This window comes from Paenibacillus sp. FSL H8-0122 (assembly GCF_038005345.1).
In the GTDB taxonomy this organism is placed as follows: Bacteria; Bacillota; Bacilli; order Paenibacillales; family Paenibacillaceae; genus Paenibacillus_AQ.
The window spans coordinates 4448788-4470720 of the sequence record NZ_JBBOTB010000001.1 but is presented as its reverse complement, the minus strand read 5'-3'; the positions used below and the strand labels follow the sequence as shown (position 1 = coordinate 4470720).

Genomic DNA, 21933 nt, shown 5'->3' with positions numbered 1-21933 from the left:
AATACAGCAGATTATCAGAAATAACAGAGCAGCGCTTCTCCCGTTACTTGGAGAGCCGCTGCTTTGTTGCATATTGTTCTGGCGGTATCAGCGGGTAATATGCAGTCAACCCAGAGTTAAGCTGCTGAGCAGTGATGCTGTATTTGAATAATGTTGCAGATATTACAACTTGGTTCTGTAAATAGCTTTTGTTCGGAGGGGGTTGTTGCACGAAATGCAAGAATTTTTCTATTAATCCGCCTGTAGGTGGAGAAATGCTGCATTTCCTACAACAATTCTAATTTATGGACGCTTTTATGAGCAGAATGTTGTATTATGGGCATGATTTAAAAAAAAGAAGCGGCGTACCCTCTACCCCATACTGTAAGCTAATTGAGAGCTTGTTGCGGCAACGGCAGTTGGAAGTTCTATCAGTAATTATGGTGAAATCCGGAAGTATGTTACTAACTTAAGTTCCGAGTGTAGAGATAGCTCTTTTTAGTAGAATCGCGTCCGCAGCATTGGTATACTTTAACAAAAGCTCCATCCGATCATGGTATTGTCATTGAAATCAACGATTTTTGCTTGTCGCAGATCTATATACTCGGGCTTGTAGAAGCCGGCGTTAGTTTGTTATAGCTGCCTGTTACTACATGCGATGTTAAATAGAAGTACAGGAGGTTCATTATGCAACAGAGGGTGCTGCTGATCGAGGATGATGAAGCGATCAGCGAAATGGTCCATTCTTATCTGACCAAAGAGGGCTATGAGGTGGAGATCGCATATGACGGGGACATGGCAGTGAGCAAGTTCATGGGCGGCCATGCTTACGATCTCGTGCTGCTGGATTTGATGCTGCCGAAGCGCAGCGGCACGGATGTGCTGCAGATCATCCGCAGCGGCAGCCTTGTGCCGGTGCTGATCATGTCGGCGAAGGATAGCGATGTGGACAAGGCGCTGGGGCTGGGCTTCGGCGCGGATGATTATATTACGAAGCCGTTCTCGATGATTGAGCTGGCGGCCCGGGTGAAGGCGGCAATCCGCAGGGCGGGGTATGCTGCATCTGGAAGCCAGGCTGCTGCCGGGAGCGGATCGCAGGGCAGCGGGGAGTCTCAGCCAGAGAAGCCGAAGGGCATCGAGCTACGCGGACTGAGCGTGGACCTGGATAACTTCTCCGTGCGGAAGAACGGGCAAGACCTGAAGCTGACCGCCAAGGAGTTCCACATCCTCAAGCTGTTCGTGAGCAGTCCGGGCCGGGTATTCACCAAGGCGCAGATTTACAGCCAAGTCTGGGAAGAGGATTATTTTGGCGATGAGAACGTAATTAATGTACATATGCGCAGATTGCGCGAGAAAATTGAGGATGATCCCTCCCGTCCAGAGTATATCAAGACGCTGTGGGGGATCGGCTACAAGCTGGGGGATGTCCTATTATGATCATCCTGTTGCTGGTTCTGCTTGTGCTGCTGCTTGTGATCACTACGCTGCAGTTCCTGAATTCACGGCAGCATGCCCGCCAATTGGACTACATTCACTATAAACTGGAGAGCATCATAGAAGGCGGATCGCATGAGCGGCTGCTGCTGATGAGCAGCAGTCCGCAGGTGCAGCAGCTGCTGACCGATCTGAACCGGCTGCTCGATGTCAATCATCAGGGAGCGGCCAAGCAGAGTAAGCTGGAGCAATCCATGCGCGGAATGCTGGCGAATGTGTCGCATGATCTGAAGACGCCCCTGACGGTGGTGCTGGGCTATATTGAGACGCTGCTGCATGATGAGGCGATATCCAAGGAAGAGCAGGAACGGATGCTGCGGACGATTCATAACAAGGCTGGTGAGGTCATTGTGCTGATGAACCGGTTCTTTGATCTGGCGAAGCTGGAGTCCGGGGACCGGGATATCCCGCTCTCGCGGGTAGAACTGGGCGAGGTCTGCCGCCGGAATATTCTGGCCTTCTATGATCTGCTTAGTGAGAGCGGCACGGATGTGCAGATCGAGATCCCGGAAGAGCCGCTTCATATCATGGGCAACGATGAGGCGCTGGACCGGATTCTGACGAACCTGCTCTCTAACGCGATTACCTACGGTAATGCAGGGGGAGTGCTGGGGCTGAAGCTGTACCCGGACGCCGGACGGGTCTGCATAGAAGTGTGGGACCGGGGCAAGGGCATTGCCGAAGGCCACGAGGATAAAGTATTCGAGCGGCTGTACACCCTGGAGGATTCGCGCAACCGCGACTACCAGGGCAGCGGCCTGGGGCTGACGATTACGAAGCGGCTGACCGAGCAGATGAACGGCACCATTTCCCTGAGCAGCCAGCCACACGTGCGTACGGCGTTTACGCTTTCTTTTCCCAGACAGTCCTTCTGAAGCTTCTTAAGAATTAAGTAAGATTTCAGTAAGAAAAAAGCAAATTCCGCCCTGTAGAATAAATACCAGGAAGAACAAGACGAGGCTAAAGGGGATAACGGAAAATGACAACGATACTCCGGACATGGGATCTGACCAAGGTCTATGAGGATAAGGAAATTGTAAGCAGTGTGAATATGGAGATTAAGCAGGGTGAAATTTACGGATTCCTGGGGCCGAACGGCGCGGGCAAAACAACGGTGATGAAAATGATCACGAATCTGGTGAAGCCGACGGCGGGCGAGATTGAATTTGCCGGGGAGAAGATGACCCACCGCTCTTACGACATGCTGAAGCGCATGGGCAGCATTATTGAATACCCGGTGTTCTACGACAAGCTGAGTGCCCGCGAGAACCTGGCGCTGCATGGGGAGTATATGGGTTTTTATGATACCAACGCGATAGAGGAAGCACTCGAATTGGTGAAGCTGAGAGCGGTGGACAGCAAGCCGGTGAAGAATTTCTCCCTGGGGATGAAGCAGCGGCTGGGCATTGCCAGAGCGGTCATGACCAAGCCGGAGCTGCTGATCCTCGATGAACCGATCAACGGGCTGGACCCGCTTGGAATCAAGGAGCTGCGCGAGGTGTTCCGTATGCTGAGCCGTGATTATGGCATGACCCTGCTGATCTCCAGCCACATTCTGGGCGAAATCGAGCAGATTGCCGACACGATCGGCGTAATCCGTGAAGGGGTGCTGGTAGAGCAGGTGGCTATGGATACGATCCGAAATCAGCAAACTCAGTATATCGAACTGGTGACTAGCGAGTGCACGAAGGCCGTCTTCATCCTGGAGGGGAAGCTGGGCATCCGCAATTACAAGGTGCTTGACCCGCGGACCATTCGTGTCTATGAAGATATCCCGCAGCTAGAGCTGAGCCGGGCCCTGTCCGCAGCAGAGGTGGAGCTGGAGAGTATGAGCAAGAAGCATCATTCGCTGGAGGATCATTTTGTGGAACTGATGGGGGGCGTCAACCATGCTTAAGTTAATCCGTTTGGAGCTGCGCAAGAGTAAATTCACTTTTCTTAAGGGCGTGCTGATTGCGGATCTGGCCATTTTGGTCCTTATGCTTCTTCTAGCCTTTACCGGGATGGATGATGGGGAATTCGGAACGTATGGCGATTTATTTCAAGGGGTGTCTGTTTTTGTAAAAGCGACCTATATCATCTTCGCCTCCGTTCTGATCAGCAAGCTGGTCATCGACGAGTATAAGAATAATACAATCACAGTGCTGTTCATGTACCCTGTACCGCGTAAAATGCTCATGGCGGCCAAGCTGATCATTGTCTTCCTGTTCACCTTCTTAAGTATTTGGCTGTCTAATATTGTGATTAGCGGTATTCTTGCAGGTGTCGGTTATTTCCTGCCTAATGTTATTCAAGGCGCGCTGACACAGAAGCTGCTGCTTACCCACCTGATAACAGCCGGAACAGATGCGCTCTACGCGGCAGGCATCGGACTGATTCCGTTATACTTCGGGATGCGCCGCAAATCTGTATCGGCTACGATTGTCTCCGCCGTGCTGATCGTCATGCTGATCTCCTCAGGCTTCGGGAACTTCCGCATGGGTAACCTGCTCGGGATCTTGGTTAGCCTGGCCCTGGCCGGGGTGGCGATTGCCTACCTCTCCATCCGCAAGATCGAGCATCAGGATATAAGCTGACATCGCCGGAATTCAAGCCTGTCCTCTCATAGAAATGCAGTGAACAGTGCGGTCCTTCTACAGGACTTGCACTGTTTCTGTCGTTGTACAGTCTGCCCCGGTGCCATGTTTTTCTGGCGACCGTTAACGTTTTTTTTGCTATAATAGGAACTAATTCAGAGAGTTCTACATAATCAGAGCGTTTATACAGTCTTCGGACGCTAACTATAGCAGGGTTGAAGGAGCAGCGGAGGAGGTGGGCTATGCTTAAAGACTGGGCTTCTATTCTGGACAACGCGCTGTCTGGTGAAAGTGTTTATAGGGCGTTGTTCGATCATCATCCGGACCTCATCATTGTGCTGGACAGGCAGGGAAGGTACAGGGACAGTAACCGGATGTTAAGTGCCGAGGAGGCAGGCATATTGAACGATTGCCGGATGCATCCGCCCGGTGAGGCTCATTTCGCAGCGGCCCTGGCCGGGATTACATCGGGCTTCGAGCTGGCCATGGAAGCCTCGAAAGGACATGAAGAGACGGGGAGAGGGGCCGGCGGTGCTGAGTCTGGGGGAAATTATGGTGCTGGAAGTGCGGGAAATACTAGTGCTGTAAATGTGGTAAGTACTGGTGTTGGAACTACTGAGAGTGCTGAGAGTGCTGGGAATTCTGGAAGTGCCAAGGGTACGGGAAGTGCTTGCGGTGCGGGGGTTACGGTACGCTATGTGCCGCTTCACACAGACGAAGGCATTGCCGGTGTATTCGCTATCCTCCATGATCCCGGGAACCAGCCCCTGTCCAGTCTGCTGCATAGCTGGGTGAGCATGAGCAGCAGTCATGCAGCAGGTGCTGAGCGGAATGTGCAGGCAGGAGACGGGTATTCTGCGTATGCGGATGAAGTGGCCGCCGCGAAGGATGACGAGGAGCTGCCGCAGGCCGAATTCGTGTTCGAGATGGCCGAGGACAAACGGCTTAGCCTCATTCTGAACTCCGTCTCTGCCGGAATCTTCGGCCTGGACAACCTCGGACGGACCATCTTCATTAACCGTGAAGGGGCAGAGATGCTGGGCTACGAGCCGTCAGAGCTGACCGGGCTGCCGATGATGGAGATGATCCATTACATGCATGGAGGCGCGCCCCGCCATTCTCCGCTGGAGTGCCCCATCGTGCTTACCCTGCAAGACGGAGTTACCCGCAGCAAGGCGGATGATGTCTTCTGGCGCAAGGATGGAACCAGCTTCTTCGTGAATTACCGGATCGCTCCGCTGCTGGACAGAGGCGTGATCTGCGGTGTGGTTATTTCGTTCAGCGATATTACGAACGAGCGGGAGATCCTCCGCGCCAAGGAATCAGCAGAGCAGGCTGCACAGGCCAAGTCGGATTTCCTGGCGATGATGAGCCATGAGATCCGTACGCCGATGAACGGAATGATCGGCATGGCCGACCTGCTGCTGGAGACCGAGCTTGGGGAGGAGCAGCGCAGCTACGCCGAGATTCTGCGCAGCAGCAGCTACAGCCTGCTGCAGATTCTTAATGACATCCTCGATTTCAGCAAGATGGAGGCCGGCAAGATGCCGCTGCAATCCGAACGCTTCGATCTGCGGGAGATGCTGGAGGGCATTATTGATCTGTTCACTCCAAAGGCGGAGGAGAAGAAGCTCTCCCTGCGCTGGTGGGCAGATACCAGTGTGCCGGACATTGTCACGACCGATCCGAGCCGGCTGCGCCAGATTATCGTTAATCTGGTCGGCAACGCGCTGAAATTCACCGATCGGGGCAGTGTCACCTTGTCAGTCAAGAACATCCCGCTGCCCGCTTCAACGGAATATCTGCTGGAGTTCTCGGTCCGTGATACCGGTGTAGGCATTGCCGACAGCAAGCTGAATCTGCTCTTTCAGTCCTTCTCCCAGCTGCATCCGTCCATTAACCGCAAATACGGCGGAACCGGGCTGGGACTTGCCATCTGCAAGCAGCTCGTGGAGCTGATGGGCGGAACGATCTTCGTGGAGAGCGAGGAGGACCGGGGATCGATCTTCCGGTTTATGCTGCCTTTTATGAAGGAAGAGGCGGAGGCGGAGCCCGAGCCTGAGTTACTCTCCTGAGGGGTAACCCGAGCCGAGTGCTGACGTTCATTTGTGTTCTCGTATATCGAGGACAATCACCTGTTCTCAACTATCAAGCCAGACAACCCGTTCCCCAAGATACAGTGGGAGCGGGTTGTTTCTGTCTGTTATATCCACTCTAACGCTTGGGCAGCGTAAACAATTGTATGTTCTCCACTTGCTCACCTTCGATTGGCTCTTAACGGGACACAGTAAAAATGCTTGTTGCATTGTAAGCGGATTATAGTAGAATCAGAAAGTGCCATTTCCAAATTCTTCTTACAAGGGGGAGTAACATGCAGGAGCAGATGTCGCGTGCGAATAAGGCGGCTTGGGAGACGAAAGCGTATCAGGCTTGGACACAGTACCATGGTTCACCTGAGGAGCTTGCAGTGCGGCTGCAACAGGACCCCGCACATACGCTGCGGTATTGGCTCAAGTACACGGGCGATCCGTCAGGCTTGAAGGTGCTGAATCTGCTCGGCTCTCACGGCAGGAAGGCCATTTGCTTCGCTGTGCTGGGAGCAGAGGTCACCGTTGTGGATATTTCTGAAGAGAACCGTTTATATGCCTGCGAGGTAGCGGAAGCAGCGGGAGTGAAGCTGGATTACATCTGTGCAGACGTCATGAATATCCCCGATGAAGAAGCTTTGGGAACGTTCGACGTAGTGCTGATGGAGTTTGGTATTTTACATTATTTCACTGATTTGAATGCGGTGTTTGCCTTGGTCCGCAGACGGCTGAAGGCAGACGGACGACTCCTGCTAACCGACTTCCACCCGTTCGCCAGGGCATGGCTGACCACGAAGACGCTTCAGCATCCCACCGGTAATTATTTTGACGATACGCTTAGAGAAGGTGAAGTTGCATTCGCCAAGCTGCTTCCTGAAGAGGAGCGCTCCGGCCTAGGACAAGTGGTGGTGCGGAGCTGGACGCTGGGGGATATCCTGACCTCTGTCGCTTCGCAAGGGTTATATATCCGTACCTTCGAAGAAATCAAGAGTGCCGAGCACCCGGGATTCCCCGAATTCTACACGCTGGTTGCCGATGCTGTTGAGGGTCCGCTGAGCCCGTTATATCCCGATACGACAACTTAATTCAATCCCATACACAAGAAAAACAGCAGGTCCCCTCGGAGGGCCTGCTGTTTCTTGTTGGCAGAATGTAATCGAAAAACCGATCACATTGCGCTACCGTCAGGCAAGTGGGTCAAATGTAATCGAAAAACCGATCACAATGGGCTGGCGCGGGGCCTATGGACGAAATGTTATCGAAAAACCGATTACATTGGGCCGCGAGGCAAGTGAGCCCAATGTAATCGAAAAACCGATCACATTGTGCTACCGTGAGGCGAGAGAGCCCAATGTAATCGAAAAACCGACCACAATAGGAGCCGCGACAGCACATCGGCCAAATATGGTCGAAAAACCGATCACAATGGGCGGCGCGGAGGCACGTGAGTCAAATGTAATCGAAAAACCGATCACATTACGCTACCGCGAGGCAAGTGAGTCAAATGTAATCGAAAAACACTGCCTGACCTGATGCCTGCTGCGGGGCTCACCCGCTCTAGCGCATATACATCAGACCCACCGTTGCAGGTCCGCAGTGACTCCCGATGACACAGCCGGCATGAATGACGGCGATCTCCTCAACACTGGTCTGCGCGCGCAGCGCGGTCTCCAGAATCTTGGCATCCTCTTCAGCCAGCGTATGGGCAATAATGAGCAGCTCCTTGTCCATATTGGCGGCATTCGCCAGCGCATGGTGGAGCATCTGCTCCACGGCCTTCTCCTTCTTGCCGCGGATGCGGGCAACGGGGACAATGGCTCCGTCTACCAGCCGGAGGACCGGACGGATCTTCAGCAGGCTGCCGATAAAGTTCTGCATCCCAGAACAACGGCCGCCCATGTATAAGTAGTCCAGCGTATCGACCACGAATTCCGATTCTACCCGGTTACGGGCTTCGGTAATCATTGCTGCGATGTTGGCAGCGCTCTCGCCTTTGGCTGCGGCACGTGCAGCCTTCATGACCAGCAACGCGATTCCGCCGCATAAGGTCTCAGAATCTACGACATGCACCCGGCCTTCGGGGAATTCACCCGCTGCCAGGAGTGCATTCTGATATGTAGAAGATAAAGAAGAGGACAGACTGATATAGACAATATCATGGCCGCTGCTGATCACTGGCTGGAACGCGGCGATGAAATCAGCAGGGGAAGGCGCAGCAGTCTTAGGCAGGGCGCCGCCTGCAGCAACGCGGCGGTAGACCTCTTCAGGGGTGATTTCGACCCCGTCCTTGAAGGTACCATCTCCAAAAACAACATATAACGGCACAATACCGATATCATATGTGTCCTTCCAGCCTTGCGGCAAATCGGAAGTGCTGTCTGAAAAGATTTTTACGATAGACATGAATATCTCCTTCACCGTTCTTGGATGAGAATACACTAGATTAAGAAAACTATAATCTGTTTATTATACCAAGCTTGGGAAGAATCTCAAAACAAAAAAAACAGCTCCACCGTCCATACAGACAGGCGAAGCCGTTCCCGCATTACATGTAACCCTTGATTCTTATTTCTTCATCACCGGAATCCAGACTTCACACACATAATCCTCAGCTGACGTATCGCCGGGCGGGTATAGCTCAATCTCAGGTCCGCCGGTATGCTCATAGCCGGTTCCCGGGAACCATTCCTGATAGATCCGCTGCCAAACCCCTTGAATCGCATGCGGCAAAGCACCCTCGGACCGGAATACGGCCCAGCTGGCAGCCGGAATGACAGTGGTCTCATAACCTTGAGCATCTGTCTGCGGAGTACCTTCGACACCGATCCAATAGGTAAGCTGTTCCTTTTTCATATCCATATCCGTGCAGATGCCAAGCCATTCGCGGGAGGCACTAAGCTCAATCAGCTTGTCGGAAGTGCCGTCCTCATTGCATTCGTCCCAGAACTGCGGGATTCTGCGGAAATTCTCCCCGTCACGGGTAGTTACCTCCATTGATTTGCCGATAACGGTAAAAGCTGGTTTATCCACGATTTTGTAGTCCATATCCTGATCTCCCTTCAATGATAGGTGGAACGAGATGCGGGGGAAAGCTTTGAGCTGGACGCCAGACTTACGCGCTGCTGAAGGGGTAATCCCATGGGCTTTGCGGAACGCCTTGGCGAAGGACTCCGGCGAGTCATATCCGTATTTCAGCGCCACATCCAGTACACGGATATTGGATACCGCCAGCTCCTGGGCGGCCAGCGTCAATCTGCGTTTGCGGATATAGTCGGCTACCGTGAAGCCAGTCAGCATACTGAACATGCGCTGGAAGTGGAACGGTGAGACATAAGCTACCTCAGCCACATCCTCGATACGCAGAGTTTCAGTCATTTTCAGCTCCATATAGTCCAGTGCATGCTTCATTCGAATCAGCCATTCCAAAGCTCCCCATCTCCTTCTGAGTTCATCCTAACATGCCACCGCACAGATGTTCCTGTTATTCTCTGCTCATTAATGACAGGTCATGCGTTCTATCCACCTATGATGTCATATTCGAAGGGATTTGTCAGCTTTCGTTACGCTACCCGATCCGGCAGACTCTGGCCTCGTAAGGGCGGAGGGTGCTGCGGTCCATGGCTGCGGGCTCCTCCGGATAATTGCTGATGATCGTTCCGGTGACGGCGTTCAGTTCATCTGTAAGCTCTACAGTCTGCGGGGTATCACCGAAATTGAGCAGGATGAGCCACTTTTCATCGTCCAAGGTGCGGGTATAGGCATAGATATATTCATGCTCCGGCAGCAGCAGCTCATACTCGCCATAGACCATAATGGGATGCTGCTTACGCAGACGAATCAATTCCTGATAATAGTAAAATACAGAGTCCGGATCAGCCAGCGCCTGCTCCACATTAATCTCGGTGTAGCGCGGATTGAGCTTCAGCCACGGGGTTCCGGTGGTGAAGCCGGCGTTGCTTGAGGCATTCCACTGCATCGGAGTGCGGGCATTGTCGCGGCCTTTGGAATGAATCGCCTGGAGAATGGTGTCGTGGTCTGCGCCGCCTTCGGTCACCTTTTCCCGGTACATATTGAGAATCTCGATATCCTTATAATCCTCCAGCGCGGGGAACTTCACATTGGTCATGCCAATTTCCTCGCCCTGATAGATGTAAGGCGTGCCTTTGAGCGTGTGCAGCAGGGTAGCCAGCATTTTGGCCGATTGTACGCGGTACTTGCCGTCATCTCCAAACCGTGAGACCATCCGCGGCTGATCGTGGTTGTTGAGATAGAGACTGTTCCAGCCCTTGTCTGCCAGACCCACCTGCCATTTATGCAAAATATCCCGCAGCCCCTTCAGCGTCCACGGCACCACATTCCATTTGCCGCCCGGGCCGGAATCTACGTCCATATGCTCGAACTGGAACACCATTTGCAGCTCATGGCGGTCTTCGTCTGTATAGAGAATGGCATCCTCTACGGTGGCTCCCGGCGTCTCCCCGACAGTCATTACGTCGTATTTGGAGAGAACTTCACGGTTCATCTCCTGCAGATACTCATGAACCCTGGGTCCATTCATATAGTATTCGCCGCCGCCGGCAAGCTCGCCCGGGGCCAGGTCCTCATGCTGGACGGAAGGCAGGCCGTCCACCTTGGAAATCAGGTTAATGACATCCATCCGCAGCCCGTCCACACCCTTGTCGAGCCAGAAGGCCATCATCTTGTAGAGCGCCTCCCGCAGCCGGGGGTTCTCCCAGTTCAGATCCGGCTGCTTGCGCGAGAACAGGTGGAGATAATATTCGCCGGTAGCCTCATCCCGCTCCCAGGCGGGTCCGCTGAAGATGGAGCTCCAGTTGTTCGGCAGTGCGCCGTCCGGTCCGCCGGGACGCCAGATGTAATAATCGCGGTAGGGATTATCCTTGGAGGAACGGGATTCTACGAACCAGGCATGCTCGTCCGAGGAATGGTTAATGACGAGGTCCATCATCAGCTTGATGCCGCGTTCATGCAGTCCAGCGAGCAGCTCCTCCCAGTCCCGCAATGTGCCGAACTCATCCATAATATCCTCGTAGTCGCTGATGTCATAACCGTTGTCATCGTTCGGTGATTTGTAGACCGGTGACAGCCAGACGACAGTAACGCCCAGCTTCTGCAGATAATCCAGCCGGGAGAGGATGCCCTGCAGGTCGCCGATACCGTCTCCGTTGCTGTCCTGGAAGCTGCGCGGGTAGATCTGGTAGACTACGGCTTCTTTCCAAAAGGTTCTTTTCATTAATGTAGCTCCTTTACCATGGTATATTAGGTTTATAGGTTACAAGGGAATGGAGGGATTGGATTGTCAATCCAAGCGGTTCTTTTTGATTTGGATGGAACATTGCTGGACCGGGATACATCTCTGTTAAAGTTCGTACAAGATCAATACAGGCGTTACCCGGAGCTTCAGATTGTTGATCATGATTTGTTTGTTCAGCGCTTTATCGAACTTGATAATCACGGCTACCTGTGGAAGGATAAAGTATATCAACAGATCCTACAAGAGTTCTCTATTTCAAAGCTGGACTGGAGCTTGCTATTGGATGATTACTTATACAACTTCCAGCAACACTGTACAGGCTTCCCGAATTTGTTAACTATGCTTACTGAACTGAAGAATCATGATCTGAAGATTGCGTTAATCTCGAACGGTTATGGTCAATTTCAATACGATAATTTCAAGGCCTTGAACATCGGGCATTTATTCGATGAGGTGCTTATCTCCGAATGGGAGGGACTCCGTAAACCAGATCCGGCCATCTTTCATCGTGCATTAACAAGATTAGGTGTAGATGCGGGCAATGCTCTTTTTGTTGGCGATCATCCGGATAACGATATTCGGGCAAGCCGCGAAGCGGGAATGAAGGCCGTCTGGAAACGGAATGAACAGTTTGTCACAGCGGCGGAAGCGGATGCTGTTATTGATGATTTGGGAGAATTAGTAGATCTCTTATTGAAAAAAGCCCCGAAGAAGCCATACATCTTCGGGGCTGATAAGCTTACACCGTAACAGAAGTGCCCCCGGCGCTGACAGTGCCCAGTCCGTTCACCGTATACTCCTTGCCGTGAATGGTGAGGGAGGCTGGAACCTCGGTTTCGTTGCTGACGGTAACCTGTGCATCGGTCACGGTCACTTTTAGCCGGGAGCCGCGGAACATGATTTTGAACGAATAGGAGGTCCAGTGTCCCGGGTTAGACGGGTTCAGAACCAGCCGGTCGTTCAGAACGCGAAGTCCGCCGAAGCCATGAACAACGGACATCCATGTACCCGCCATGCTGGTGGTATGGCAGCCGTCCTCCGTATCGTTATTGTAATTGTCGAGATCCAGGCGTGAGGTCCGCAGGTACATCTCATACGCCTTCTCCTTGTAGCCCAGCTCACTGGCCAGAATGGAATGGATGCAAGGGGAGAGGGAGGACTCATGCACGGTGATCGGCTCGTAAAAGTCGAAGTTGCGCTTCTTGGTCTCCAGATCATAGCGGTCGCCGAGGAAGTAGAGTCCCTGAAGCACATCTGCCTGCTTGATGAAGCATGAGCGCAGAATCCGGTCCCATGACCATTTCTGGTTCAGCGGCAGGTTCTCCGGCAGCACATCCTTGACCTGAATGATCTCCTTGTCAAGGAAGCCGTCCTGCTGGAGGAAGATGCCGCGTTCCTCGTCAGCCGGATAGTACATTTTGGCGATAATCTCACTCCACTTGGCCGTTTCGCTCTCCAGCAGCTCCAGCTTGTCGGCCAGCTCAGCGTAACGCGAAGCCTCATTCTCCTGCACATAGGCCAGAGCCTCAAGCGTGTATTCCATCGTCCAGGCGGCCATCCGGTTCGTGTACCAGTTGTTATTGACGTTATTCTCGTATTCATTCGGGCCGGTGACGCCCAGCATCACGTATTTGTCCTTATGCGCCACATAGTTCACACGCTCCTCCCAGAAGCGCGCAATCTCCACCAGCACCTCCAGGCCGTATTGGCCCAGATAAGCCTTGTCGCCGGTATAGTTCACATAGTTATAATTAGCATAGGCAATCGCGCCGTTGCGGTGAATCTCCTCGAACGTAATCTCCCACTCGTTGTGGCATTCCTCGCCGTTCATTGTGACCATCGGGTAGAGCGCGCCTTTGCCGTAGCCAAGCTTGCGGGCGTTCTCCTTGGCCTTCTCCAGATGCTTGTAGCGGTAGATCAGCAGATTGCGGGCAATCGCGGAGTCGGCGGTACTGAGATAGAACGGCACACAATAAGCTTCCGTATCCCAGTAGGTGCTGCCGCCGTATTTTTCCCCGGTGAAGCCCTTCGGTCCGATGTTGAGCCGGTCATCCTCGCCCGTATACGTCTGATTCAGCTGGAAAATATTGAACCGGATCGCCTGCTGCGCCGACACATCGCCTTCAATAATAATGTCGCTCTCTTTCCACTTGTCGCCCCAAGCCGCAGCCTGTTCCGCCAAAAGCGCCACAAAACCCGCCTCCCGCGCACTCTGAAGTGCAGCCGATGCGGCATCCACGAGCTGTCCCAGCCCGTAATTGCGGGAGGTGACATTCGCAGCATACTTATAAATAACCAGCTGATTGCCGGATTCTACCGGAACGTTCACTGTACTGCCCACATATTTGTCCTGCTCCAGCACCTCTGCTTCGGCCGCAACCGGCTCCCCATTCAGCAGAATGTCGAAGGCGAAGGCGGAGGTGACATGGAAATCAAGCTTTTTGGTCTTCAGGGTCAAATGTCCGCCTTCTGGTCCTGCCTTCTTCTCCACTTCGTTCCAGAACTTCTCGTCATAGTTGGAATCCTTGTTCTTGATATCGCCGTCCAGGTAGGGGGTTACGGTAATATTCCCTGCAAAATTGAGCGGAGTGAGCGAATAGCGGATCGCCCCGATCTCCTGACGGACCATGCTGACGATGCGGATGCTCTCTACCTTGACTTCTTTGCCTTCCTGGGTGGTTGCGGTGAAGCTGCGGGAGAGGGTGCCTTCCTTCATATTAAGTACCCGGCGGAACTCACTGACCGTACAGTTGGCCAGGTCCAGCGGCGTCCCGTCCAGCTCAATGTTAATCCCGATCCAGTTGGTGCTGTTCAGCACTTTGGCAAAATACTCCGGGTACCCGTTCTTCCACCAGCCGACCCGTGTCTTGTCAGGATAATAGACCCCGGCCATGTAGCTGCCTTGCAGGCTGTGCCCGCTGTACTGCTCCTCGAAGTTGGCTCTCCCGCCCATGTATCCGTTCCCGATACTAAATACGCTTTCGGATATCTCCTGGGTCTGCGGATCAAAGGACTCTTCGATAATGGACCATTCGTTGATTGTTAAGTATTGTTTCATGATTTTGGCTCCTTTAAGGGGGGATGTGAAATGAACTGAACCTCGTAATAAAATTATGGGGACTACATCGCCACTGCGCGAAAGATTTGGGCTTCCGGCCGCTGTTATAATCAGATTTCTTTATTGAAGTGGTTCTCAGCGGATGAAATCTGATTATAAAGGCGGTCGCTAACGCTCCTACAGCTCCAAACTTTCACTCCGCAGCTTCATCCCCATGAGTTTAATAACTACCTTCAGTTCTTTTACTGATGGTAGGGTAGAAGATGCAAGTGCAGCATTCGCTCTGACTGATGAACTTGAACTGATGAACTGAACTAATAAGTGCATAGAGTAATTGACGCTTTCTGCACCCGGAGTGAAGCGCAAAGGTTCAGACTTAGAGTTAGTTGTATTCTGTGCATTTAAAAGGTGCGATTAGAGGGACTTGAGCCGTATAACTGTAGTCTGTACAACTAAATCTGCCCTAAAAGGTCATATCAGCCTAAAAGTGATTGCATAATTGTACAATGTACAACTAAGCGGATGATCGGGGGGCTAATGGCTGAATAGTTGTACAAAGTGCAGTAAGGCTGTCCGGCCGACTAGAGATTCCGTTCAACGGAAGGTCTCGCGTTCCGGCTCCTGTACTGTTACTATTCGTCATACAGTGGCAAAAGATTCCTTTAGCGTGGCAACACTAAGCTGCCGCAGTGAAGGGACAACTAGCGTCGCTTCGCCTAGCGTCTCGGGTGAGCCTATGCCCACGCTGCGCATACCGGCACGGGAAGCGGCCAGGATACCGGCAGCGGCATCCTCGAAGACAACGCATTGTGCGGGAGCGGTGTCCAGAGCCTTCGCACCCAGCAGGAAGACCTCCGGGTCAGGCTTGGCCGCGCTGGTATGCGTGCCGTCGATGATGGCATCGAAGTATGGGGTCAGGCCGGTATTGTTCAGGATGGTCATCGCGTTCTTGCTGGCGGAGCCGAGGGCTACCTTGATGCCGGCTGTCCGGCATTCCTGCAGAAAGTCCAGGGCGCCGGGCAGAATCTCCGAGCTGTCCATCTTGGCGATATACTCGACATAGCGGTTATTCTTCTGCTCGGCCAGCCGGGCTTTCTCGTCTTCGCCAAGTGTGATGCCGCCGATCTCCAGCAGAATATTCAGCGAAGCGGCCCGGCTGACCCCCTTGAGCCGCTCGTTATCCTGCTCTGTGAAGACAAATCCAAGCTCTTCGGCCAGCTCCCTCCAAGCAATATAGTGGTACCGGGCAGTGTCTACGAGAACGCCGTCCAGATCGAACAGGCAGGCTTTGATATCTGACATGTTGAACCTCCTAAAATGATTAGTGAACAAATAGATATGGGCAACCCGCCAAATGGGCGGAATTCCTGCAAAAGGTGCAACATTCCTGTGCGGAACAAGTCCCGCTGGCGGAAATCCTGCATAAAGTACAACAATCGGTGAGAGTTGCGCGCCAAATGGGCGAGAATCCTGCAAAACATGCAACATTTGTCTGCGAATCGTACCCTTGGTGGCTGAAATCCTGCAAAAGGTGCAACATTTCTCTGCACAGGAGGGAAGGCTTTAGAGTAGTATCGAACATCCCAAAGTGTGTATTAGCCCCGAAGCTCCAGCCTCCGTATGAGCGCCGCCATCAGTTCCGGGCTCGATCACCAGTATCAACACCAACTTCAGTCCCGGGCTCGATCACCAGCATCAGTATCAGTCCCGCCGCCAGCACTTGTACCAGCACTAACGTCAGCCCCAGCTCGATCACCAGCCCTCGTTATGAGCGCCGCCACAAGTTCCGGGCTCCCACCAGCCTCCATATGAGCGCCGCCATCAGCCTCAGCGCCACTTTAGCACAGGGGAAATGCCGCTGCCGGCAACATTCTTATATATTAGCGCAAACGTTTGAACAATGCTCCAAAAAATAAATGAAGCGAAGGTCTGCTTCATTCATTTTCTTGTACATGCCTTACAATTTCTTCTACACGCCCTGATTTCCCGGAGCATGCATAGAGGACTCCCGTACGATTAGACGGTGGGGAATGACAAAACGATTCGTATATCCGTCCTGATTATCCGGCTTCTGGATGTTCTGGATCAGTACCTGTGAGGCCGTATAACCAAGATGATAAATCCCGATATCAATACTGCTGATCGGAGGACTGGACAGCTCGGACAGCGGGATGTTGTTGAAGCTGACTATCGCCAGATCCTCGGGGACCTTGTACTTCAGCTCGTTCAATCCGCGGAGTACCCCGAAGGAGACCATATCATCCACCGCGACAAGTGCTGTCGGACGGTTCGGAAGATTCATGAAGAAGGACATCGCCCTATAGCCGCTGTCCTGCAGGAATTCGCCTTCAACGATCCATTCTTCCTTCATCGTAAGCCCCTTACCTTGCATGGCCTTGCGGTAACCCTCCAGACGGTCGCTTGAGACGATGAGGTTCGGCGGGCCGCTGACGAAGCCGATGCGTTCATGTCCCATGGAGATGAGATGATTCGTCGCATCATAGGCGGCCATGATATTATCATTGTCCACTGACAGAATATCCTCGTAGCGGTCGCTTCGTCCTACCAGGACAAAGGGATAACCGCCCGACTGCAGGAAATCGATCACCGCATCGTCTTTACGGGAATACAGCAGAATAACGCCGTCCACACGGCGTCCCTTGAGCAGACGGGAGACAGCTTCAAGCTCCTCCTTCTCGTTCGCTCCAGAGCTGATCAGCACATCATAGCCCGAACGGCTGGACTGAGTGACGATCCCGCGGATTAATTCCATAAAAAACAAATTGGAGAACAGCTCTTCGGCCGGTTTCGGAAGAATGATGCAGATACTGTTAGTGGTCTTGGATACCAGACTTTTGGCCATCATGTTCGGGGTGTAGCCCATTTCTTCCATAATCACTTTGACCTTACGGGAAGTTTCTAAGCTGATTCTGGGATGGCCTGACAACACCCGGGACACCGTGGAGGGAGAGACTCCCGCTTTCTTGGCAACGTCCTTAATGGTAACTGTCATAGAAACCTCCTAATGGAACCGTTTGCTTTACACAGTAATATTAATCGAAGTGGGGATGATTGTAAATAGTGAAACCTCGCATAGGGCGTAATCCCCGTGGCTTCTACGTTCTGAGCACCACACAGCGATACGGCTTAAGCTATTGTGAATCTGGAAGTGGAGCAGAGGTGTATGCAAATCTGTGCAATTAACAAGGGGATTTTGTGCACAATTAGTGCAAGTGGAGTAGAGTTTGTCTTATCCATCTCTAAAAAATAAGTAGTTGAACATTACTTTTCCGGAAGATTAGCAGGTTCAAAATTTCAACCGACACCTATAAATACTGATTATATAGAGGACACAACAGAATTGATTCTATTGTGTCCTGTACTAAGCAGTAGCTCTGTTTCATTCTACAAACGTTTGCGCCAAAATGTTCTGAATCAGCTTATAAGAGAACGAGCAGAGATTAGGACAAGCTCGCCTGAAGCACGGCGAAGCCGTATGCAGGCAGTCTCAGTGACAGCTTGCCGCGTTCGGCATGGATCGCTTCGCCAGTCCACAGATTCTCCCAATTGCGTTCCTGGACGTCCAGCCGGAAGGTCTGCACCGTCTCCTCCGTATTAATCAGCACGATGATCAGATCATCGCCCAGACTGCGCTCATAGGCCAGCTTGCTGCCCCCGGCTCCGGCTTCAAGGAAGGTGAAGCGTCCGGTGCGCAGCGCCGGATGGCTGCCGCGGATCTCAATCAGCTTACGGTAAAAGTTGAATAAATCGCGATCCTGCCGCTCCAGGTCCCACTCCATGCATTTACGGCAGTCCGGGTCGCCTGCGCCATCCATTCCGATCTCGTCCCCGTAGTAAATGCAGGGCGTGCCCATGAAGGTGAACTGGAACAGTGCAGCCAGCTTCATGACGTTCTTATCGCCCTCGGCTACAGTCAGCAGACGCGCAGTATCATGGCTGTCGAGGAGATTGAAGGCGACCTCACTGGCCTGGAGCGGATACCGGGACAGCTGTCTGCCGATTGAATGGGCGAAGCCTTCCGCATCCAGCGTTCCGTAGACGAAGAAGTCAAGCACCGCGTCTGTGAACGGGTAGTTCATGACGGCATCGAATTTGTCGCCTTCCAGCCAAGGGGCTGATTCATGCCAGATCTCGCCCAGAATGTAAGCCTCGGGATTGGCACGCTTCACGACTTTGCGGAAATCACGCCAGAATTCGTGATCCACCTCGTTGGCCACATCCAGACGCCAGCCGTCGATGCCGACCTCCTTGATCCAATACTCGGCGACCTTCAGCAGATACTCCTTCACCTCAGGATGCTCCGTGTTCAGCTTCGGCATCAGCGGCTCGAAGGCGAAGGCATCGTAAGTCGGGATATTGTTCACTACCTGGAGCGGATATTCCCGGATATGGAACCAGTTCTTATACTCCGAATCCTCGCCCTTCTCCAGTACATCCACGAACGGGGCGAAGGTACGGCCCGCATGGTTGAAGACTGCGTCCAGCAGCACACGGATGCCGCGCTCATGACAAGCATCGACCAATCTTTTCAGCGTGTCCACATCACCGAAATGCGGATCGACCTGCATATAGTCCTCCGTGTCATATTTGTGATTGGTGGTGGCAGTGAAGACCGGTGTGAAATAAATGCCCGTAATGCCCAGCTCCGTCAGATGGTCCAGATGATCTATGACACCCTGCAGATCTCCGCCGAAGAAATTATCCGGCCGGGGGGTTCCGCCCCAAGGCTCCACATTAGCAGGGCTTATGCCGGGATTGCCGTTAGCGAACCGCTCCGGGAAAATCTGATAAAACACCGCATCCTTGACCCAGGCCGGAGGCGTGAAGACATCACCGCGGCTTATGTAGGGGAATTCAAACAGCCGGTTGGGGTTCGCGGGACGCTCCTTCTGGAAATCACTCTCTGTCATCCAGATGCGCTCTTTGCCCTGCTGCAGCAGGAAGCCGTATTTCAGCCTGCGGTAGAGCGGAACCGATTCGCATTCCCAGTAATCGAACATCGCATCGGAAGTGAACAGGGTCATCGGGATCAATTCCTTGGTGGTGTCCCAGGCATATTTATCGCCCGCCCAGGCGAAGACCTCAGTCAGATCCCCCTTCTTGGCCCGCAGCCGCAGGTGGATGGTATTGTGATCATAGGCATACGACCAGTTCAGACGGGGACGGTGATACACGGCTTCTAATAACATATTAATTCCTCCTAGATTTAGATTAGATAAGAAGCACTAAAGACATTAATAAAAAGCAAAAAGAAGCGGAGGGGAAATTTGGAACTGGAGGAGCGGTAGCGTCTGCCTTTGTATTTGGATTTCTACCGCGAGGAGCGGTTTTCATCAGGAAATCCAAATTGGGCAGCGGCCGGAGGGCCAAATGTTCACCGCAGCGACGACAATGCTTCAAGTTGAATTCTTAAGTGCATCTTATCTTGCTAGATTACGCACCCGATTCTGCACATGACAAATAGGCACAACCGCCGGGTAGATTACGCCGAGGTTGTACCTGATAAGGGACAGTGCCTTTAGATTAGTGAAGAATGGGTGTTTCATAATGGTTTGGATTATAGCATGGAATAAAATGAGGTTCAAGAGGTTTGTACAAACAGTTGCACAAAGTTTTAGGAAGGGGAAACCGATTTCCAAAGTCTGTAAATTGATAATATTTAGCAATTATACAACAATATTCGTCTAAATACGACAAAAAATGCAGAAATGAATTTTGAAACTGAAGTAAATTCAAGTTATTTAAAGAAATCATGTGATAAATAGAGTAAATGAAACATTATCCATTATAAACGGCTGAATTTTATTGATTTTAGTATGTGCAAACGTTTTTACATCTGCGAGCCTGCTGATGTATTATGGATTCAGGAATGAAGCGCTTTCTAAACAGGGTATAACGTATTCGGAAGAGGCAATTGGAGAAAGAAGAATTTTTTTTGAATCCTCTGAAATCGTTTGCGCAAAGTGGGAAGCACGATCGTCAAATGAAGCACCATCGTCAAATCAAGTGATATACACACAGGAGGGGTTAAAAGGAATGGATCTCAAAAAACTTATGGTTCTCACCGCAGCGTGTTCGATGGCAATCTCAATTACGGCGTGCGGCTCAAACAACAATGCCGGGGGAAATGCAGCGGCGACGAATGCTCCTGCAGATAGTGCAGCAGCAACGGATAATGCGGGGGCAGGCAGCGACAACGCACCGGCAGCGGGTGAGATCGTCCCGGAAGAGGGCGCTTCCCTTGTGATCTGGGAGAGTAAGGAAGAAAGACAGTTCGCCGAAGAGGTCGCCAAGCAGTTCACTGCCAAGTATAATGTTCCAGTCAAAATCGAAGAGGTAGCCCCGCCGGATCAAGTCGGCAAGCTTACCCAGGATGGACCTTCCGGCCTGGCAGCTGATGTCATCGTCATTCCTCATGATAATCTCGGTAAGGCGGCCAGCGCGAGTCTGCTGCTCCCAAATGATATCTTCGGAGAAGAGACCAAGGCGGAGAACACCGAGGCTTCCATCGTGGGTTCATCCTATGACGGCGAGCTGTACGGCTATCCGAGAGCGGCAGAGACCTATGCGCTGTTCTACAACAAGTCTCTGGTCAAAGAAGCCCCGAAATCCTTCGATGACGTCATTGCCTTCAGCAAAACGTTCACGGATAAAGCTAAGAACCGTTACGGTATTATGTGGGAAGTCGGCAATATGTACTTCAACTATCCGTTCATCGCCACTACAGGAGGTTACCTGTTCGGCAAAGACGGTACCGACAAGGACGATATCGGCCTGAACAATGAAGGTGCGATCAAAGGCCTGACTGAATTTGCGAAGCTGAAGGAAGTCTTGCCGATCAAGAGCGGCGACATTAACCCGGACATCAAGCGCAGTCTGTTCAACAGCGGCGATGTAGCCATGGATATCACAGGGCCATGGGAGCTTGCCGGATATAAAGAAGCGCTGGGCGACAACCTGGGAATCGCTCCGGTTCCTACCATTGACGGCAAGACTGCCATTACCTTCTCCGGGATCAAAATCTTTACCGTCAACGCCTATACGCAATATCCGAATGCTGCTAAGCTCTATGCCCACTTTGCTTCCGGCAAAGATTCGCAGCTGACACTCAACAAGCTGATCGGCTCCGTACCGACGAACAATGAAGCCCTGCAGGACCCGCAGATTACGGGTGATCCGTTCGTATCCGCATTTGCAGAACAAGCGAAGAACTCCCAGCCGATGCCTTCGATTCCTGAGATGGGGAACGTATGGAGCCCGGTGAATGCAGCACTTCCGGCCATCTGGGATAACAATACAGATCCGAAGGCAGCCATGGACAAAGCCGTAGAGCAGATTAAAGACCTGAACAACGGGGCTTCTGCCCAGTAACTACACAATCATCAGCTTACCGTGGAATTAGAGTTGCCCGCCGCATAGCCTGCGGCGGGCAGTTTCCTTGAATTC

The 21933-nt window shown here is 52.4% G+C and carries 16 protein-coding genes; 9 read left to right on the top strand and 7 right to left on the bottom strand.

Translation table 11 applies throughout. The features are described from left to right. Positions 1-666 precede the first annotated feature (666 nt). From NSS64_RS19355 to NSS64_RS19325, 7 genes are all read left to right on the top strand, one after another. Positions 667-1416, top strand: a complete 750-nt coding sequence (locus tag NSS64_RS19355; RefSeq protein WP_341141190.1) for a response regulator transcription factor — start codon at positions 667-669, stop codon at positions 1414-1416. Then, the gene (locus NSS64_RS19350; RefSeq protein ID WP_341141189.1) at positions 1413-2348 is read left to right on the top strand and encodes a sensor histidine kinase; all 936 of its coding nucleotides are present in this window, start codon (positions 1413-1415) and stop codon (positions 2346-2348) included. Before NSS64_RS19355 ends, NSS64_RS19350 begins: the two co-directional genes overlap by 4 nt. 104 nt (positions 2349-2452) lie before the next feature. Further along, entirely contained in the window at positions 2453-3370 is a 918-nt protein-coding gene (locus tag NSS64_RS19345) for an ABC transporter ATP-binding protein (protein ID WP_341141188.1), read from the top strand. Beyond that, positions 3363-4049 carry an ABC transporter permease gene (locus NSS64_RS19340; protein ID WP_341141187.1) on the top strand — a complete coding sequence of 229 codons (687 nt, stop codon included), beginning with the start codon at positions 3363-3365 and terminating at the stop codon, positions 4047-4049. Before NSS64_RS19345 ends, NSS64_RS19340 begins: the two co-directional genes overlap by 8 nt. Positions 4050-4291: 242 nt before the next feature. Continuing rightward, on the top strand, positions 4292-6124 hold the full coding sequence (locus NSS64_RS19335; RefSeq protein WP_341141186.1) for a PAS domain-containing sensor histidine kinase: 1833 nt from the start codon (positions 4292-4294) through the stop codon (positions 6122-6124). A gap of 296 nt (positions 6125-6420) precedes the next feature. Next, the gene (locus tag NSS64_RS19330; RefSeq protein WP_340991975.1) at positions 6421-7221 is read left to right on the top strand and encodes a class I SAM-dependent methyltransferase; all 801 of its coding nucleotides are present in this window, start codon (positions 6421-6423) and stop codon (positions 7219-7221) included. A gap of 88 nt (positions 7222-7309) precedes the next feature. Then, positions 7310-7669: a hypothetical protein gene (locus NSS64_RS19325; protein WP_341141185.1), complete on the top strand. Its 360-nt coding sequence runs from the start codon at positions 7310-7312 to the stop codon at positions 7667-7669. Positions 7670-7693: 24 nt separating this feature from the next. Here NSS64_RS19325 and NSS64_RS19320 read toward each other — a convergent pair whose 3' ends face one another. The 3 genes from NSS64_RS19320 to NSS64_RS19310 form a co-directional block, all read right to left on the bottom strand. Continuing rightward, positions 7694-8539, bottom strand: a complete 846-nt coding sequence (locus NSS64_RS19320) for a DegV family protein (protein WP_341141184.1) — start codon at positions 8537-8539, stop codon at positions 7694-7696. 162 nt (positions 8540-8701) lie between these two features. Continuing rightward, complete coding sequence (locus NSS64_RS19315; RefSeq protein WP_340755323.1) at positions 8702-9562, bottom strand: AraC family transcriptional regulator; 861 nt, start codon at positions 9560-9562, stop codon at positions 8702-8704. 139 nt (positions 9563-9701) lie between these two features. Next, positions 9702-11387 carry a glycoside hydrolase family 13 protein gene (locus NSS64_RS19310; RefSeq protein WP_341141183.1) on the bottom strand — a complete coding sequence of 562 codons (1686 nt, stop codon included), beginning with the start codon at positions 11385-11387 and terminating at the stop codon, positions 9702-9704. Between the two features lie 63 nt (positions 11388-11450). On the opposite strand from NSS64_RS19310, the gene NSS64_RS19305 reads away from it, so the two are divergent. Further along, on the top strand, positions 11451-12158 hold the full coding sequence (locus NSS64_RS19305; protein ID WP_341141182.1) for an HAD family hydrolase: 708 nt from the start codon (positions 11451-11453) through the stop codon (positions 12156-12158). On the opposite strand, the gene NSS64_RS19300 is transcribed toward NSS64_RS19305, so the two are convergent. The 4 genes from NSS64_RS19300 to NSS64_RS19285 form a co-directional block, all read right to left on the bottom strand. Beyond that, positions 12148-14466 (bottom strand): glycoside hydrolase family 65 protein, encoded by a 2319-nt coding sequence (locus NSS64_RS19300; protein WP_341141181.1) that lies wholly within the window; start codon positions 14464-14466, stop codon positions 12148-12150. The two genes, NSS64_RS19305 and NSS64_RS19300, sit on opposite strands and share 11 nt — an antisense overlap. A 639-nt stretch (positions 14467-15105) precedes the next feature. Beyond that, positions 15106-15768 carry a beta-phosphoglucomutase gene (pgmB, locus tag NSS64_RS19295; RefSeq protein WP_340942445.1) on the bottom strand — a complete coding sequence of 221 codons (663 nt, stop codon included), beginning with the start codon at positions 15766-15768 and terminating at the stop codon, positions 15106-15108. Positions 15769-16435: 667 nt separating this feature from the next. Continuing rightward, entirely contained in the window at positions 16436-17479 is a 1044-nt protein-coding gene (locus tag NSS64_RS19290) for a LacI family DNA-binding transcriptional regulator (RefSeq protein WP_341141180.1), read from the bottom strand. A 448-nt stretch (positions 17480-17927) separates the two neighbouring features. Continuing rightward, complete coding sequence (locus tag NSS64_RS19285) at positions 17928-19676, bottom strand: alpha-glycosidase (RefSeq protein WP_341141179.1); 1749 nt, start codon at positions 19674-19676, stop codon at positions 17928-17930. 847 nt (positions 19677-20523) lie between these two features. Between NSS64_RS19285 and NSS64_RS19280 the strand changes: the two genes are divergently transcribed. Beyond that, positions 20524-21858, top strand: a complete 1335-nt coding sequence (locus NSS64_RS19280) for a sugar ABC transporter substrate-binding protein (RefSeq protein ID WP_340942439.1) — start codon at positions 20524-20526, stop codon at positions 21856-21858. Positions 21859-21933: the final 75 nt, after the last annotated feature.